Annotated in this window: 16 protein-coding genes; 8 read left to right on the forward strand and 8 right to left on the reverse strand. The window is 74.3% G+C overall.

Features of this window, described 5'->3' with window-relative positions; genetic code table 11:
* Window positions 1-52 precede the first annotated feature (52 nt).
* Window positions 53-685: a LysE/ArgO family amino acid transporter gene (locus tag ITJ48_RS13695; protein ID WP_370544929.1), complete on the forward strand. Its 633-nt coding sequence runs from the start codon at window positions 53-55 to the stop codon at window positions 683-685.
* A gap of 145 nt (window positions 686-830) precedes the next feature.
* On the forward strand, window positions 831-1,088 hold the full coding sequence (locus ITJ48_RS13700; RefSeq protein ID WP_194614074.1) for a hypothetical protein: 258 nt from the start codon (window positions 831-833) through the stop codon (window positions 1,086-1,088).
* Between the two features lie 185 nt (window positions 1,089-1,273).
* Here the strand turns inward: ITJ48_RS13700 and ITJ48_RS13705 are convergent, their stop codons facing one another.
* From ITJ48_RS13705 to ITJ48_RS13715, 3 genes are all read right to left on the reverse strand, one after another.
* Entirely contained in the window at window positions 1,274-1,531 is a 258-nt protein-coding gene (locus ITJ48_RS13705; protein WP_194614075.1) for a hypothetical protein, read from the reverse strand.
* A 130-nt stretch (window positions 1,532-1,661) separates the two neighbouring features.
* Window positions 1,662-2,252: a dienelactone hydrolase family protein gene (locus ITJ48_RS13710; protein ID WP_192040614.1), complete on the reverse strand. Its 591-nt coding sequence runs from the start codon at window positions 2,250-2,252 to the stop codon at window positions 1,662-1,664.
* Between the two features lie 79 nt (window positions 2,253-2,331).
* Window positions 2,332-2,619, reverse strand: a complete 288-nt coding sequence (locus ITJ48_RS13715; protein ID WP_194614076.1) for a hypothetical protein — start codon at window positions 2,617-2,619, stop codon at window positions 2,332-2,334.
* A 315-nt stretch (window positions 2,620-2,934) separates the two neighbouring features.
* On the opposite strand from ITJ48_RS13715, the gene ITJ48_RS13720 reads away from it, so the two are divergent.
* Window positions 2,935-4,254, forward strand: coding sequence for an NAD(P)/FAD-dependent oxidoreductase (locus ITJ48_RS13720; RefSeq protein WP_194614077.1), 1,320 nt, complete (start codon window positions 2,935-2,937; stop codon window positions 4,252-4,254).
* Between the two features lie 330 nt (window positions 4,255-4,584).
* Here ITJ48_RS13720 and ITJ48_RS13725 read toward each other — a convergent pair whose 3' ends face one another.
* Window positions 4,585-6,063 (reverse strand): MFS transporter, encoded by a 1,479-nt coding sequence (locus tag ITJ48_RS13725; protein ID WP_370544930.1) that lies wholly within the window; start codon window positions 6,061-6,063, stop codon window positions 4,585-4,587.
* Between the two features lie 114 nt (window positions 6,064-6,177).
* Here ITJ48_RS13725 and ITJ48_RS13730 point away from each other — a divergent pair, with 114 nt between their 5' ends.
* A complete protein-coding gene (locus ITJ48_RS13730; RefSeq protein ID WP_194614078.1) occupies window positions 6,178-6,798 on the forward strand; it encodes a TetR/AcrR family transcriptional regulator in 621 nt (206 codons plus the stop codon).
* Window positions 6,799-6,822: 24 nt separating this feature from the next.
* Here ITJ48_RS13730 and ITJ48_RS13735 read toward each other — a convergent pair whose 3' ends face one another.
* A complete protein-coding gene (locus ITJ48_RS13735) occupies window positions 6,823-7,314 on the reverse strand; it encodes an FBP domain-containing protein (protein WP_194614079.1) in 492 nt (163 codons plus the stop codon).
* A gap of 468 nt (window positions 7,315-7,782) precedes the next feature.
* Between ITJ48_RS13735 and ITJ48_RS13740 the strand changes: the two genes are divergently transcribed.
* Window positions 7,783-8,100, forward strand: coding sequence for a hypothetical protein (locus ITJ48_RS13740; protein ID WP_194614080.1), 318 nt, complete (start codon window positions 7,783-7,785; stop codon window positions 8,098-8,100).
* A 32-nt stretch (window positions 8,101-8,132) separates the two neighbouring features.
* Here ITJ48_RS13740 and ITJ48_RS13745 read toward each other — a convergent pair whose 3' ends face one another.
* A complete protein-coding gene (locus tag ITJ48_RS13745) occupies window positions 8,133-8,570 on the reverse strand; it encodes a helix-turn-helix domain-containing protein (RefSeq protein WP_194614081.1) in 438 nt (145 codons plus the stop codon).
* A 92-nt stretch (window positions 8,571-8,662) separates the two neighbouring features.
* Here ITJ48_RS13745 and ITJ48_RS13750 point away from each other — a divergent pair, with 92 nt between their 5' ends.
* Window positions 8,663-9,313, forward strand: a complete 651-nt coding sequence (locus ITJ48_RS13750) for an NAD(P)-dependent oxidoreductase (RefSeq protein WP_194614082.1) — start codon at window positions 8,663-8,665, stop codon at window positions 9,311-9,313.
* Between the two features lie 80 nt (window positions 9,314-9,393).
* On the opposite strand, the gene ITJ48_RS13755 is transcribed toward ITJ48_RS13750, so the two are convergent.
* Window positions 9,394-10,269, reverse strand: coding sequence for an SDR family NAD(P)-dependent oxidoreductase (locus ITJ48_RS13755; RefSeq protein WP_194614083.1), 876 nt, complete (start codon window positions 10,267-10,269; stop codon window positions 9,394-9,396).
* A 389-nt stretch (window positions 10,270-10,658) separates the two neighbouring features.
* On the opposite strand from ITJ48_RS13755, the gene ITJ48_RS13760 reads away from it, so the two are divergent.
* Window positions 10,659-11,651: an NAD-dependent epimerase/dehydratase family protein gene (locus tag ITJ48_RS13760; RefSeq protein WP_194614084.1), complete on the forward strand. Its 993-nt coding sequence runs from the start codon at window positions 10,659-10,661 to the stop codon at window positions 11,649-11,651.
* Window positions 11,652-11,667: 16 nt separating this feature from the next.
* Here the strand turns inward: ITJ48_RS13760 and ITJ48_RS13765 are convergent, their stop codons facing one another.
* The gene (locus tag ITJ48_RS13765) at window positions 11,668-12,294 is read right to left on the reverse strand and encodes a TMEM175 family protein (protein WP_228506911.1); all 627 of its coding nucleotides are present in this window, start codon (window positions 12,292-12,294) and stop codon (window positions 11,668-11,670) included.
* A gap of 208 nt (window positions 12,295-12,502) precedes the next feature.
* Between ITJ48_RS13765 and ITJ48_RS13770 the strand changes: the two genes are divergently transcribed.
* Window positions 12,503-13,168: an SDR family NAD(P)-dependent oxidoreductase gene (locus tag ITJ48_RS13770; protein WP_194614085.1), complete on the forward strand. Its 666-nt coding sequence runs from the start codon at window positions 12,503-12,505 to the stop codon at window positions 13,166-13,168.
* The last annotated feature ends 209 nt before the right edge of the window (window positions 13,169-13,377 follow it).

The raw sequence follows: 13,377 nt of genomic DNA on the forward strand, positions 1-13,377 counted from the left end.
CATCACGATCATGAGCTAGAGAGATGCGGTGCCTGCTCCCTAGCGTCGGGGCGTGACCTTCTCCTCCCTCCTGCTGCCCGCCCTGTTCGGCATGGGCACCGGCCTCGCCCTCATCGTCGCGATCGGTGCCCAGAACGCCTACGTGCTCAAGGTCGGCCTGCAGGGCGTCAACCGGGTGATCCTCCCCGTCATCGCCGTCTGCGCGGCGAGCGACGCGGTCCTCATCATCGCCGGGGTGGCCGGCGTCGGAGCCCTGATCGCGGCAGCCCCGCAGGCCCTCGTGGTGGTGCGGATCGTCGGGGCCGCGTTCCTGCTCGTCTACGCGGCGTTCGCCGCGAAGCGGGCGATCCGGCCGTCCGGTGCACTGCAGGCCGAGGGAGGCGCGGTGCAGCCGAGCAGGAAGACCGCCGTCGTCACCGTGCTCGCCCTCACCTGGCTGAACCCCCACACCTACCTCGACACGATCGTGTTCCTCGGCTCGGTGGCGAACCAGCAGCCGGGGGACCTCCGCTGGTGGTGGGCGGGCGGGGCCATCGCGGGCAGCTTCCTGTGGTTCGCGGTGCTGGGCCTCGGCTCGCGCCTCCTCAAGCCGTTCTTCGCGAAGCCGTCGTCGTGGCGCGTGCTCGACGGCCTGATCGCCGTGGTGATGACGGCGCTGGGGCTGCGGCTGCTGCTGGGCGCGTGACGCCTGGCCGCCGAACGAACGGCGTCCGTCGCGTTGTTTTGAACTATTCAAGAAAGCGCGCTAAGGTGGTGCTCACGCCGACGGAGACGAGCACCCCGCCCTCAGTCGACCGGCGGCCCTCGTCTCCCTGAACGAGGAGGCCCCCATGGACCGCACCGCATCGACCACCCCCGCCCAGCCGTTCCCGCTCGGCGGCCGCTACGTCAGCACCGCCCGTCGCGACGAGCCCGTCGGCTCGTACGTCTCGACCGCGCACCGCGACACGGTCACCATCGGCGCCTACGTGTCGCCCTCGGTGCAGCGCACCTCGCTCGGCCGGTACGTCCGCGCCCAGCTCAGCGCGCTGAGCACCCGCACCTCGACGGTGCGCACGCACACCGGCTCGATCGTCCTCGGCCGCTAGGCCCTGTCGACGGCGCCGGGCGCCGCCGGGCACGCCGGGTCGGCCCCCCCGAGCTGACGGACGGCGGCCTGCGCCGCACGGACCACGACGAACGACCCCGCCCCCGGACGACGGCACCGCACGCAAGCGGTGACCTCGTCCCGGGCGGGGTCGTCGTGCGTCGCGCGGGCCTTCCCGCGCGGTCGCTAGACCGCGTCCGAGCCGGTCACGCCGGTGCCGCTCGTGCCGGTGCCGTCGGTCGGCGCGGGCCCGCCGCCCGCACGCGGGACGCTCTCCGTGCCGTCGTCCTCCGACGAGTCGGCGTCGGCGTCCACGCCCTCCGCGTCGCGGAAGGCCCCCTGCTGGCCGAGGGGCGAGCGGCCGTCGGCCTCGACGCCCGAGCCCGCGTCGAGGCCCGTCCCGGTCGTCGCGTCGTCGTCGTGCGCGTTCGTGCTGTCGCTCATGTCTGGCCTCTCGCTCGTGTCGTCCCGCGTGGTCGCCCTCGGTGTCGAGGTGCCGCGGTCGTACCACTCTGCCCCGGAGGCGCGGGCCGGGTCCCAGGGAGGCGCACCCGGCCCCCGGGAGGCGGGCGGGCTAGTGACGCGCGAGGAACGCCAGCGTGCGCTCCGTGAGCAGCGCGGCCGCCTCCGGCCGGTACGCCGCCAGCGACGAGTCGGCGAAGAGGTGCTCGCTGCCGGGGTAGGTGAACACCTCGGCGTCGGCCGTGGCGTCGTCGGCCCGCAGCTGGGCCACGAGCTCCCGGGCGGCGTCGAGGTCGCCCTCGTCGGCGAAGAAGGGGTCGTGCTCCATGCCGTGCACCTGCAGGGCGAGGCCGGACGGCCAGGTGCCGAACTCGGCGGCGGGCACGCAGGCGTGGAAGAAGAGCGCGCCGCGGGCACCGGGACGCGACTGCGCCAGGTGCTGCGCGGGCAGCACGCCCAGCGAGAAGCCGGCGTAGACGACGTCGGCGTCGAAGTCGGCGGCCGAGCGGACCCCGCGGGCGGCGACCTCGCCGACGCCGAGGCCGTGCACGAACTCGAGGCCCTCGTCGATCGAGTCGAAGGTGCGCCCCTCGTACAGGTCGGGCGTGTGCACGACGTGGCCCGCGGCCCGCAGCGCGTCGGCGAAGGCGACGACCCCGCGGGTCAGGCCCTGGGCGTGGTGGAACAGGACGACCTCGGTCACGGCTGCGCGCCTCCTCGACTGCCGTCGGCCCGGTGCGCGACGGTCGTCACGACCCTAGCCCGAGCCCGGGAGCCCGCCGTCAGCGGTGGAGGCGGCGGCGACGACGTGCGGGACGGTCGGCGGAGAAGAGCGGGACGACGGGCGCGAGCGGCCGGTCGTCGGGGGCGGGCGCGGTCGAGGGCGACGCGTCCTCCGCCAGGTGGCTCGTCTCCGTGTCCGCGTCGTCGTCGATCACGAGCCCGGCGATCTCGGCACCGAGGGGGACGAGGTCCTCGAGGGACGCCACCAGCCGGAGGCGGTCGTCGCCCTCGCGGTCGCGGCGGACGACGGGCGACGCGTCCCGACGCCAGAGGACGAAGCCCTTCACGGGCGCTCGCTCGGCACGCAGCAGCCTCGACGGTGGTGTCCTGTCACGACGATGTACCCCCTCGGCCGTCCGCTCGCGCGGGGCCCTCTGATCCGGTGACGACGACCCTACGCCGCCCGGCCGCGCTGCGGCCGCGTGCGGCTGCGCTCCGGCCGCGTGCGGAAGCTCGACGACACCCGTTGCACAGCGTGCAGGACGGTGTCCGGAGGGCCCTCACAGGCGAGTAGCCTGACACGGGCGGAGGAACCAGCCGCCTGCAGATCGGGGTCACCGGCGACCTCCGCCACGAACCGAGCACCCCGCAGGAGCACCCTCATGTCCGACGACCGCACCTCCGACGCGCACGTCACCCGGCCCCACGTCGTCGTGGTCGGCGGCGGCTTCGCCGGCATCGCGACGATGCGCGCCCTCAAGGACGCCGACGTCGACATCACGCTGATCGACCGGCACGTCTACAACATGTTCCAGCCGCTCATGTACCAGGTCGCGACCGGCGGCCTGAACGCCGGCGACGTCACGTACTTCCTCCGCAGCCTCCGCTCGAAGCAGTCGAACGCCGACTTCCGGCACGGCCTCCTCACGACCGTCCGGGCCGACGAGCGCATCATCACGCTCCGCGACGGCGAGGAGATCTCGTACGACGCGCTCGTCCTCGCGAACGGCGTCAACACGAGCTACTTCGGCACCAAGGGCGCCTACGAGTTCGCCTACTCGATGTACTCCCGCTCGCAGGCCCTCCGCATCCGCGACGAGCTCTTCACGCAGCTCGAGAACGCGGCGGCGTCGCAGGGCAGCGGCGAGGTGCGGGTCGTCATCGTCGGCGGCGGCGCGACCGGGGTCGAGATGGCCGGAGCGCTGGCCGAGCTGCGCGACCAGGCCCTCAAGGACGCCTACCCCGAGATCGACGCCTCGAGCATCACGATCACGCTGGTGCACCGCAGCGGCGAGCTCCTCAAGCCGTTCGCGCCGCGCCTCCGTCGCTACGCCGCCAAGGTGCTGCGCAAGCGCGGCGTCGACCTGCGGCTCGACACCGGCGTCGACGAGGTCACGCCCGACGGCGTGCACACCACGTCGGGCGAGTTCATCCCGGCCGAGCTCGTCGTCTGGGCGACCGGTGTCGCCGCGCACGCCGAGGTCGCCGCGTGGGGCGTGCCGCAGACCCACGGCGGCCGCATCCAGGTCAACGACGACCTCACGGTCAAGGGCCTCGACCGCATCTGGGCCGCGGGCGACATCGCCGCGACCGACGAGGCCCTCGCCCAGCTCGCCCAGCCGGCCATCCAGGGCGGCGAGCACATCGGCGAGCAGATCGAGCGCCTTCTCGCCGGCAAGCCGTCCACGAAGTTCAAGTACCACGACAAGGGCACCATGGCGACGGTCGGCACGAACGCGGCCGTGGTGCAGCTGCCGAACGGCTTCACGATGACCGGGCCGGTCGCCTGGCTGCTCTGGGTCTTCGTGCACATCACGAGCCTGCTCGGCAACGGCAACCGCCTGTCGACGCTGACCCACTTCTTCGTCCGCTACATGTGGGCGCTGCGCAAGCGCGCCATCCCGATCGTCGGCGACGTGCGCCCGGTCCGCCCGAACGGCGACCGTGCCCCCGAGAAGTGGCAGACCGAGAAGGCCGAGTAGCAGGGCCGCTCCCGGAGCGCGAAGAACCGCGGACCGAACCATGAACCGCGTTCTCTCGCGGTTCATGGTTCGGTTCGCGGTTCATGGTGGGCACGCAGCTCGAGGAGGTGCGGTGCCCGCCGGGCGCACACCGCACCTCCTGCCCTGTCCCGCCCCGCCGCGTCGCGTCGCGTCGCGTCGTGAAACGCGAAACACCCCGGAGTGGACCATCCACCCCGGAACGACGGGGTGCATGGTCCGCTGCGGGGTGCGGGGTGCGGGGTGCGGGGTGCGGGGTGCGGGGTGCGGGGCGCAGGGTGCGCGGCAGGGCCGGGCCGGGCAGCGCCGGGCTCAGCCCAGGTGCACCACGGGGCCGCTCGGGAGCAGCTCCTCCTTCGTGCCGCGGATCATGAAGAACGAGATCGGCGCGGCGACGAACGCGGCCACCGCGGCCGCGACGAACGCCGCCGAGTAGCCGTCGACGAGCGCTCCCAGCCCGCCCGCGGCGCTGCCGGCCACGGCCGACGCGTACAGGTTCGTGTAGACGGCGAGCCCGATCGAGCCGCCGATCTGCATCATCGCGTTCGAGGTGGCGCTGGCCGCGCCGGCCTCGTGCGGCGCGACCCCGGCGAGCGCGAGGTTCTGCATCGGCACGAAGATGCCGGCCAGGCCGACGCCCATGACGATCAGCGGGGGCAGCACGTGTGTCGCGTACCCGCCGTCGGCCGTGATGAACGACAGCCAGAAGAGGCCGGCGGCAGCCACGATCGGCCCGACGATCATGAGGAGGCGCGGCCCGATCACCGGCAGCAGCTTCGTCAGGATCGGGGCCATCACCATGATGACCAGCGTCATCGGCAGGGTCGCGAGACCGGCCTCGAGCGGGCCGAAGCCCAGCACGATCTGCAGGTGGAACGTCAGGTAGAGCAGGGCGCCGATCATGACGCTGCCGACGATCAGCTGCACGAGGAACGCTCCGCCGCGCACGCGGTTCGTGAGCACGCCGAGGGGCAGGAGGGGGTGGTCGCTGCGCTTCTGGACGAGGACGAACAGGGCGAGCAGGCCGGCGCCGAGGGCGATGAAGCCGATCACGACGGGGCTGCCCCAGCCGTCCTCGGCCTGGGTGAAGCCGTAGACCAGCGACGCGAGGCCGAGGGCCACGACGATCGTGCCGACCACGTCGAGGCGGTTGTCGCCCTCGGCCTTGCTCTCGCGCACGACGAGCGCGGCGGCGACGATCGCGACGATCACGATCGGCACGTTGACGAGGAGGCACCAGCGCCAGCTGACGAACTCCGTGAGGACGCCGCCGAGCACGAGGCCGACGGCCGCTCCGGCACCCGAGATGGCGCCGAAGACGGCGAAGGCGGTGTTGCGCTCGCGTCCGCGCGAGAAGGTCGTGGTGAGCACGGCCAGGGCGGCCGGGGCGAGCAGCGCGGCGAAGACGCCCTGCAGCGCACGGGCGGTGACGAGCAGCTCGCCGGTCGAGACGAGCCCGCCGAAGGCCGACGCGGCGCCGAAGCCGACCATGCCGACGATGAAGGTGCGCTTGCGGCCCCAGAAGTCGGCGATGCGGCCGCCGAGCAGCAAGAGGGCGCCGAAGGCGAGGGCGTAGGCCGTGACGACCCACTGGCGGTTCTCGTCCGAGAGGCCGAGCTCGGCCTGGGCCTGCGGCAGGGCGATGTTGACGATGGTGCCGTCGAGCACGACGACGAGCTGCGCGAGCCCGACGATCACGAGCACCCACCAGCGGCGGGCGGACGCGGGCGCGTCGGACGGAGGTGCGGTCTGGGTCGACCCGGTGGCGGGCCGTGCTGCTGAGGTGGTCACTGTTCTCCTGGTTCTGGGCCCCGGGCTCCGGGGGGCCGCACGACGGGCGGCCGTCGCGGACCCAGTGATACTACCTACTAGTTGGTTGGGTTCGTAAGGGGCTATCGTCGGCGCATGGCCTACGACGCGGACGAGACGCGCCGCCGCATCCTCGCGGCGGCCACGGCGGAGTTCGCCGAGCACGGCCTCGCCGGCGCCCGCGTCGACCGGATCGCCGCGGCGGCCGCCTGCAGCAAGGAGCGCCTCTACGCCCACTACGGCGACAAGGAGTCGCTGTTCACGGCGGTGCTGAACGCCTCCTTCGCCCACCTCGGCGAGGCCGCCTCGGCCGACTTCGCCTCCGTCGAGGACTTCGCGGTCGCCGTCTTCGACCACCTCGTCGACAACCCGGCCAACCAGCGCCTCCTCGCCTGGGCCCGGCTCGAGCAGCGGCACGACTGGGCGGCGTCGTTCGGCGTCCTCGAGAGCGTGCGTGCCACCTCCGTCGGTCACCTGGAGCGCCTCGTCGGGGCCAGCCAGGCGGTGGACGTCACGGCTGCGACGGAAGGGCCTGACGCGACGGCCGCGACGGCGGAGGCGCCGCCGTGGTCGCCCGACGACCTCTTCGCCCTCGTGCTGGCGATCGCGTCGGCGTGGGTGCAGCTGCCGGGGCTGCCGGACGACCAGCCGCGGACGCCCGACGTCGAAGCCCAGCGCGCGATCGTGCGCGTGGCCGTGGGGCGCCTCCTCGACTGACGCCCCGCGCCCTCGCGTGCCGGGTCAGCGCCCGTCGACCACCGTCCGGGCGAACCCGGCCGTCCGCTCGCGCAGGCTGAGCACCCGCTGCTCGACGGCGGCCGCGACGTCGAAGCCGAGGTACGCGGGCGGCGGCGGTCGGTGGGCGTTCGCGCTGCACTCGAACCCGGCGCAGACGAGCGTCCCGACGGTGTCGCCGTTGCGTCCGGCAGCACCGGCCCGCTTCGCGCTGAAGAACGCGACCGGAGCCGGCAGGGTCACGTCCTGGCACCAGCTGCACTGGGCGCGGGACCGGGTCGTGGCCTCGGCCTGGCGCAGCACGAGGCCGACCGGCTCGCCGTCGACGGGCACGACGACGTAGGCGCGGCGGGGCAGCTTCGGGTCGCGCCAGCCGAGGAACTCGAGGGAGTCCCAGTCGAGGGCGTCGAGGTCGGGCGGGAGCACGAGGTCGGAGGCCTCCTTGCGCGAGGCGTTCGCGAAGGAGGCGCGGAGGGCGGAGGCGGTCAGGGACAGCATCAGGGGTTCACCAGTCGGTAGGGGTGCTCGGGCACCGGGCCGCGCGCACCTGCCCCGGCCCTGCCAGGACGTGCCCGCACGACGAGTGGTCAGCTCCGGTCGTCCCCGCGACGGGGAAGGACGAGAAGTGACCACTCGACGGCCGGGCAGGCCCGTCGAGGGGGCGAGGAGGCGCGCGCACGACGGCGCACACGAGCGGTGATCAGGGGAGGAGAGGGGGGTGTCGACTGTGCGACTACCTGCCGCCGGCGGAGAATGCGCCGACGACCTCCTGACGCCCCGAGGGCTGCGCGACTGCGGTGATGATCACGGGTCGACCATACGACTCGTGCCGGGCTGCGTCCACCCCGGTGCCCGCGGCCGGGCCTGCCGGGCCGCCGCATCGCTGGCCCACCGCTGCGACAGGCCTCGGGGATCCCATCGAGAGGCCCTTCCGGCCCGGCGCGTCCGGCTGCCAGGATGACCGACATGCTGCTCTCGACGGTCCGGTTCCCCGCCTCCTACGACCTCGTCTGGAGCCTCGCCCTGGGCGTGGTCGCACTCGGGTTCGTCGCGGTCGTGGTGCTCGTGGTGGTGAACGTCGTCCGCGCCCGGCGGAACGGCATCAGCCCGCTGACCTCGCAGGTCGACCTCGCAGCCCGGCTGCTGCAGTCACGGGCTCTGCAGCCCGACCGCTCCCTCGACGAGCGGCTCGTCGAGCTCGACGATCTCGCCGCACGCGGCGTCATCAGCACGGACGAGCACCGCGAGGCCCGCGCCGCCGTGCTCCGCGGCGACCGCAGCTAGCGGACCGGCCCGACCGCCCACAAGCCCTGACCTCAGCCCTGCGCGTCCGCCCCGGCGCCGACCCGCTCGTCGTACTCGGCCCAGGCGCCGGAGACCTGCCCGAAGTGCGCGATCGACCACTCCTCGAGGGCGCGCAGCGGCGTCCGGAGCGTCTCGCCCGCCTCCGTCAGCTCGTAGACGACGCGCGGCGGGACCTCGGCGAAGACGGTGCGGGTGACGAGCCCGTCGCGCTCGAGCCCCCGGAGGGTCTGCGTCAGCATCTTCTGCGAGATGCCCTCGACGCACCTTCGGATGTCGGAGAAGCGCAGCGGGCCCGTGCCGAGGGAGCCGACGACGAGCACCGTCCAGCGGTCGCCGATGCGGTCGAGCAGACGGCGCGACGGGCAGCCCGCCGCGTACGGGTCGAGCGGAGGCGGACCGCCCGCAGGAGGAGCGGGAGCGGTTGCCGGGGCAGCGTCCGAGCTGGTCATGGTTACCAAAAAGTGCCTACTTCCCATCAGTGACCAATGGACCTAGCGTAGCCGCGAAGCCCCACGGACAGAAGAACCAGAAGGAGAACGCCATGACCCGCATCACCGTCGTCGGAGGGACCGGCTACGCCGGCAGCGCGATCGTCGCCGAGGCCGCACGCCGCGGACACGAGGTCGTCTCGGTCAGCCGCAGCGTGCCCGCCGAGGAGGCCCGCGTCGAGGGCGTCCGCTACGAGACCGGGTCGCTCGTCGACGCCGACGCGCGCGCCCGCGCCGTGGCCGACGCCGAGGTCGTCGTCTCGAGCCTCTCGCCCCGCGGCGAGCTCGACGGACGCATCGTCGAGGTCGACCGCGAGCTCGCGGGCCTCGCCGAGCAGCACGGCGCCCGTTTCGTCGTCGTCGGCGGCTACAGCTCGCTGCGCCTCGAGGAGGGCGGGCCGCGCCAGGCCGAGACCGGCCAGATCCCGCCGGAGTACGCCGGCGAGGCGCTGCAGATGAACGAGGTGCTCGGCGAGCTGCTCGCCAGCGCCGGGTCGCTGGACTTCACCTTCGTGTCGCCCGCGATGCAGTTCGGCGCCTACGCGCCCGGCGAGGCGCTGGGCCGCTACCGCGTCGGCGGCGAGGTCGCGTTCACCGACGACGCCGGCGTGTCCGCCGTCAGCGGCGCCGACTTCGCGCTCGCGATCGTCGACGAGCTCGAGACGCCGGCGCACCGCCGCGAGCACATCTCCGTCGCGTACTGACGCGAGCCGCGTCGAGGACGCGAGGGACGACGGAGGCGCGGGTCAGGATCACCGGACCCGCGCCTCCCCCGCGTCCCCGCTCAGGCGAGCGGGTCGGACGGGATGCCGAGCAGGTCGGCGCTCCGCTCCCACAGGTCGCGCATCAGGTCGCGGTCGCCGGCCTGCGCCGCGACGCGGCCCGGCGCGCGGAGCCGGTCGAAGTAGTTGCCGCTCGGCGCGGGCACCGTCGGCGCCGCCGCGAGCCGCACCAGGGGCTCGGCGCCCTGCTCGGTCGACACGGCCGCGCGCTTGGCGAAGGTGGCGACGGGGCCGTTCCCGCCGAAGCCCGAGGCGACGAAGCCGGGGTGGAACGCGAACGCGTCGACTCCCGTGCTGCCGAGGCGACGGGCGAGCTCGCGGGTGAACAGGATGTTGAGCAGCTTCGAGGTGCCGTAGGCGCGGAACCCGCCGTACCAGCGCTCGTGGTCGCCGTCGAGGTCGGCCAGGTCGACCCGGCCGAAGAGGTTGCCGGCGCTCGAGGTCTGGACCACGCGGACGGTGCCGGGCGCGTGGTCGGCCGCCGTCTCGACCATGCGCGGCAGCAGCAGCGAGGTCAGCAGGAACGGGGCCAGGTGGTTGCCCTGGAACGTCAGCTCGAACCCGTCGGAGGTGCGCTGACGCTCCGCGATCGTGGCCCCGGCGTTGTTGGCGAGCACGTGGATGCGGGGCAGGTCGGCCAGGAGCCGGTCGGCGAGCGAGCGCACCGAGGCGAGGTCGGCGAAGTCGGCGAGGTAGGCGGTGCCGCCGACCTCGTCGGCGACCGCGCGGGTGCGGTCCGGGTTCCGGCCGACGACGGCGACGGTGGCGCCGAGCTCCGACAGCGCCCGGGCGGCCTCGCGGCCGATCCCGGAGCTCGCTCCGGTGACGACGACGGCGCGGTCGTCGAGGCGGCCAGGGGCAGGGAGGGTGACGGACATGACCTCGACGGTAGACCGTGACCGCCTGGGGGCGTCGTGCACGACCGCGGAACGGTGCCCGCCGCCCGCGCTCCGGGCCCGTGGGCGCACCCTGGTGCGAGCGCGTACCGTCCACCGGGTCGAAGGCGTCACCATGCGTCTTCACCGGCCGGTGTTGCTCTGCTCCCCTGCCCGTGAAGCTCAGATGCGGACAACATCGACCCGGGCACGGCCACCTGCGTGGTGGTCGTGCCCTCTCTCTGCCCCCGCCCGCTGTGCGATGCCCACGGCTCGTGGCCCTTCGGATCCGCGCACACCCCTCGGCGCGCGGAGGGGTCTGCGCGGGTACGAGGGGTGCCGCAGTCCCGGAGCGTGCGCCGGCACGCCACGGGCACGGCAGACTGGCCCGCATGCGCAAGGTGCTGGTGCTCGGTGGGACGGGGTGGCTCGGCCACGAGATCGCACGGCAGGCGGTGGCCGACGGAGCCGACGTCACCTGCCTCGCCCGGGGCAGCGCAGGAGGCGCCCCCGAGGGAGCAGCGCTGGTCCGGTCCGACCGCACCCGCCCCGGCGCCTACGACGCGGTGGCCCGCGTCGACCACGAGTGGGACGAGGTCGTCGAGCTCGCGACGCCGCCCGACCTCGTCGAGGGAGCGCTCGACGCCCTCGCGACGCGCGCCCGGCACTGGACCCTCGTCTCGTCCGTCTCCGTCCACGCCCGGGACGACGAGCCGGGCGCGGCCGAGCCCGCCGAGCTGGTCACCGTCGGTGAGCGCCCCGACGACGCCGCTCCCGACCTCTACGCGCAGCAGAAGGCCTGGGCGGAGCGCACCTCCGCCGCCCGGCTGGGCGACCGCCTCCTCGTCGTCCGGCCCTCGCTCGTCGTGGGCCCGGGCGACCCGAGCGACCGGTTCGGCCACTGGCCCGCGCGGATGCTGCGCGGCGGCCGCGTGCTGGTGCCCACGACCGAGGGGCGCTGGGCGCAGGTGATCGACGTGGCCGACCTCGCGGCGTGGGTGGTGCGGGCGGGCCGTGAGCGCCTCCTCGGGCCGGTCACCGCTGCCGCGGAGCCTGTGCCCCTGGCCGAGGTGCTCGAGGAGGCGCGGGTCGCGGCCGGCACCAACCCCGAGCTCGTGCCGGTCGACGACGCCTGGCTGCTCGAGCGGGACGTGCGGTGGTGGGCGGGCCCCCGGTCGCTGCCGCTGTGGCTGCCGCTCGAGGCGTCCGGCTTCGCGCGGCGCAGCACGGCGGCGTTCCGTGCCGCCGGCGGCACGACGCGCCCCCTCGCCGAGACGGTGCAGCGCGTGCGCGACGACGAGCTGGCGCGCGGGGTCGACCGTCCCCGCCGTGCCGGCCTCGCCCCCGACGAGGAGGCGGCGCTGCTGCGCGAGCTCGCCCGCTGACCCAGCCCGCCCCGCGTCAGGGGCGGCGACCCGCGCGGTCGCCGCGCACGCGCCACACCCGCTCCGCCGGGATCGACACCAGCAGCACGAGCAACGCCCACGCGCCGACCCCCGGCACGGCCGCCGCGAGCACCAGCGCGACGATCATCAGCACGGCGGGCAGCCACCGGCGTCGACGGAGCGTGGCCTCGCTCGGCTCGTCGCCCTCGGGAGCCCGGACGACCCCCGCGCGGCGTCCGAGTTCCGTCGTCACCGCCAGCGACGACGTCGCCACCACCATCGTCCCGATGTAGAGCACCGTCCCGAGACGGTCGCCCGAGTGCGTCCCGACGAGCAGCACCGTCGGCAGCGGCAGGAACACGACCGCGGCGAGCCAGACGAAGTTCGTCCGGAGCATCCCCCTCGTGATGCCCTCGATGCGCTCGAAGACCGTGTGGTGGGCCTCCCAGAAGTTCGCGATGACGACGAAGCTCAGGGCCGCGGCCCCGAGCGCGGGTGCGTTGTCGGAGAGGAACTGACCGACGCTCCGCAGGTCGGCGTCGCGGGCCGTGTCGACCAGGGGCAGCACGACGAGGGTGATGGCGATCGCGACGACGCCGTCGCTGAAGGCGACGATCCGGTCGGGGCGCGGGGTCCGCTTCATGCTGCACATCAGACCACAGAGCCGTCGGAGCCGCTGCTCCCGAGCGGCCGCGTGGTGCACCCGCGCCGAGCCCTGGTCGCGCCGCACCCCGAAGTGGTCCGCGCACCCCGTCGTGTCGGGGTGCATGGTCCACTCCGGGGTGCTTCGTGTGCCGAGCGTTCCCTGGCAGGGCGCGTCACGCCTCCTCGGGCGTCCGTAGGGTCGGGCCATGACCACACTCGCCATCATCGGCGCCGGCCAGGGCCTCGGCCTGGCCGTCGCCCGCCGCTTCGCCCGCGAGGGCCTCAGCATCGCGCTGATCGCCCGCGACCAGGCCCGGGTCGACGAGCTCGCCGCGACCCTCGTCGCCGAGGGGCACACGGCCGCGGGCTTCGTCGCGGACGTCCGCGACCGTCCCTCCCTCGTCTCCGCGCTCGAGCAGGCCGCCTCCCGCCTCGGCCCGATCGAGGTGCTGCAGTACAGCCCCCTCCCCGCCAAGGAGTTCATGCGCCCCGTGCTCGAGACGGTCGCCGACGACCTCGTCGGCCCGGTCGAGTTCTCGATCTACGGCCCCGCGACGGCCGCCCACCAGGTGATCCCCGGCATGCGCAGCATCGGCGGGGGCACGCTGCTCTTCGTCAACGGCGCCAGCGCGGTCCGACCGCGTGACGGCGTCACGGGCACGGCCGTCGCCTTCGCGGGCGAGAGCGCCTACGCCGAGCTGCTGCACGGCGCGCTGGCACCCGAGGGCATCCACGTCGGACAGCTGATCATCCCGCTCGGCATCGGCGGCGGCGACCCGGCCCACGAGCCGGACGTGCTCGCCGACACCCTGTGGACGATGCACGCCGAGAAGGGCGACTTCCGCGTCTACGCGGCACCGCTGCCCGACTGACACGGGCCCCCGGCCCTGGGACGGCAGGAGGCGCGGTGCCCGTCGGGCGCCGCGCCTCCTGCCGTCCTGCCAGCTGCCGGCGTGGCCCCTCCCCTGCACCATGCGCGTGCCGCGCCTCCACAGGGGCACCAGCAGGGCACCCCGGGCACCGGGTCGCCGTCGTAGCGTCGAGGTGCGCCTCGCGGTCAGCCCCGCGGCGGCGCGAGCGG

The sequence above is a fragment of the Frigoribacterium sp. VKM Ac-2530 genome, assembly GCF_015350835.1.
Classification (GTDB): domain Bacteria; phylum Actinomycetota; class Actinomycetes; order Actinomycetales; family Microbacteriaceae; genus Frigoribacterium.

Excerpts from the sequence above, each read along its gene's own strand:
- ITJ48_RS13705 (WP_194614075.1), bottom strand. The coding sequence starts at position 1,531 with ATGAGCGACAGCACGAACGCGCACGACGACGACGCGACGACCGGGACG.
- ITJ48_RS13770 (WP_194614085.1), top strand. The coding sequence starts at position 12,503 with ATGACCACACTCGCCATCATCGGCGCCGGCCAGGGCCTCGGCCTGGCC.
- ITJ48_RS13755 (WP_194614083.1), bottom strand. The coding sequence starts at position 10,269 with ATGTCCGTCACCCTCCCTGCCCCTGGCCGCCTCGACGACCGCGCCGTC.
- ITJ48_RS13760 (WP_194614084.1), top strand. The coding sequence starts at position 10,659 with ATGCGCAAGGTGCTGGTGCTCGGTGGGACGGGGTGGCTCGGCCACGAG.
- ITJ48_RS13745 (WP_194614081.1), bottom strand. The coding sequence starts at position 8,570 with ATGACCAGCTCGGACGCTGCCCCGGCAACCGCTCCCGCTCCTCCTGCG.
- ITJ48_RS13740 (WP_194614080.1), top strand. The coding sequence starts at position 7,783 with ATGCTGCTCTCGACGGTCCGGTTCCCCGCCTCCTACGACCTCGTCTGG.
- ITJ48_RS13730 (WP_194614078.1), top strand. The coding sequence starts at position 6,178 with ATGGCCTACGACGCGGACGAGACGCGCCGCCGCATCCTCGCGGCGGCC.
- ITJ48_RS13750 (WP_194614082.1), top strand. The coding sequence starts at position 8,663 with ATGACCCGCATCACCGTCGTCGGAGGGACCGGCTACGCCGGCAGCGCG.
- ITJ48_RS13735 (WP_194614079.1), bottom strand. The coding sequence starts at position 7,314 with ATGCTGTCCCTGACCGCCTCCGCCCTCCGCGCCTCCTTCGCGAACGCC.
- ITJ48_RS13700 (WP_194614074.1), top strand. The coding sequence starts at position 831 with ATGGACCGCACCGCATCGACCACCCCCGCCCAGCCGTTCCCGCTCGGC.
- ITJ48_RS13720 (WP_194614077.1), top strand. The coding sequence starts at position 2,935 with ATGTCCGACGACCGCACCTCCGACGCGCACGTCACCCGGCCCCACGTC.
- ITJ48_RS13765 (WP_228506911.1), bottom strand. The coding sequence starts at position 12,294 with ATGAAGCGGACCCCGCGCCCCGACCGGATCGTCGCCTTCAGCGACGGC.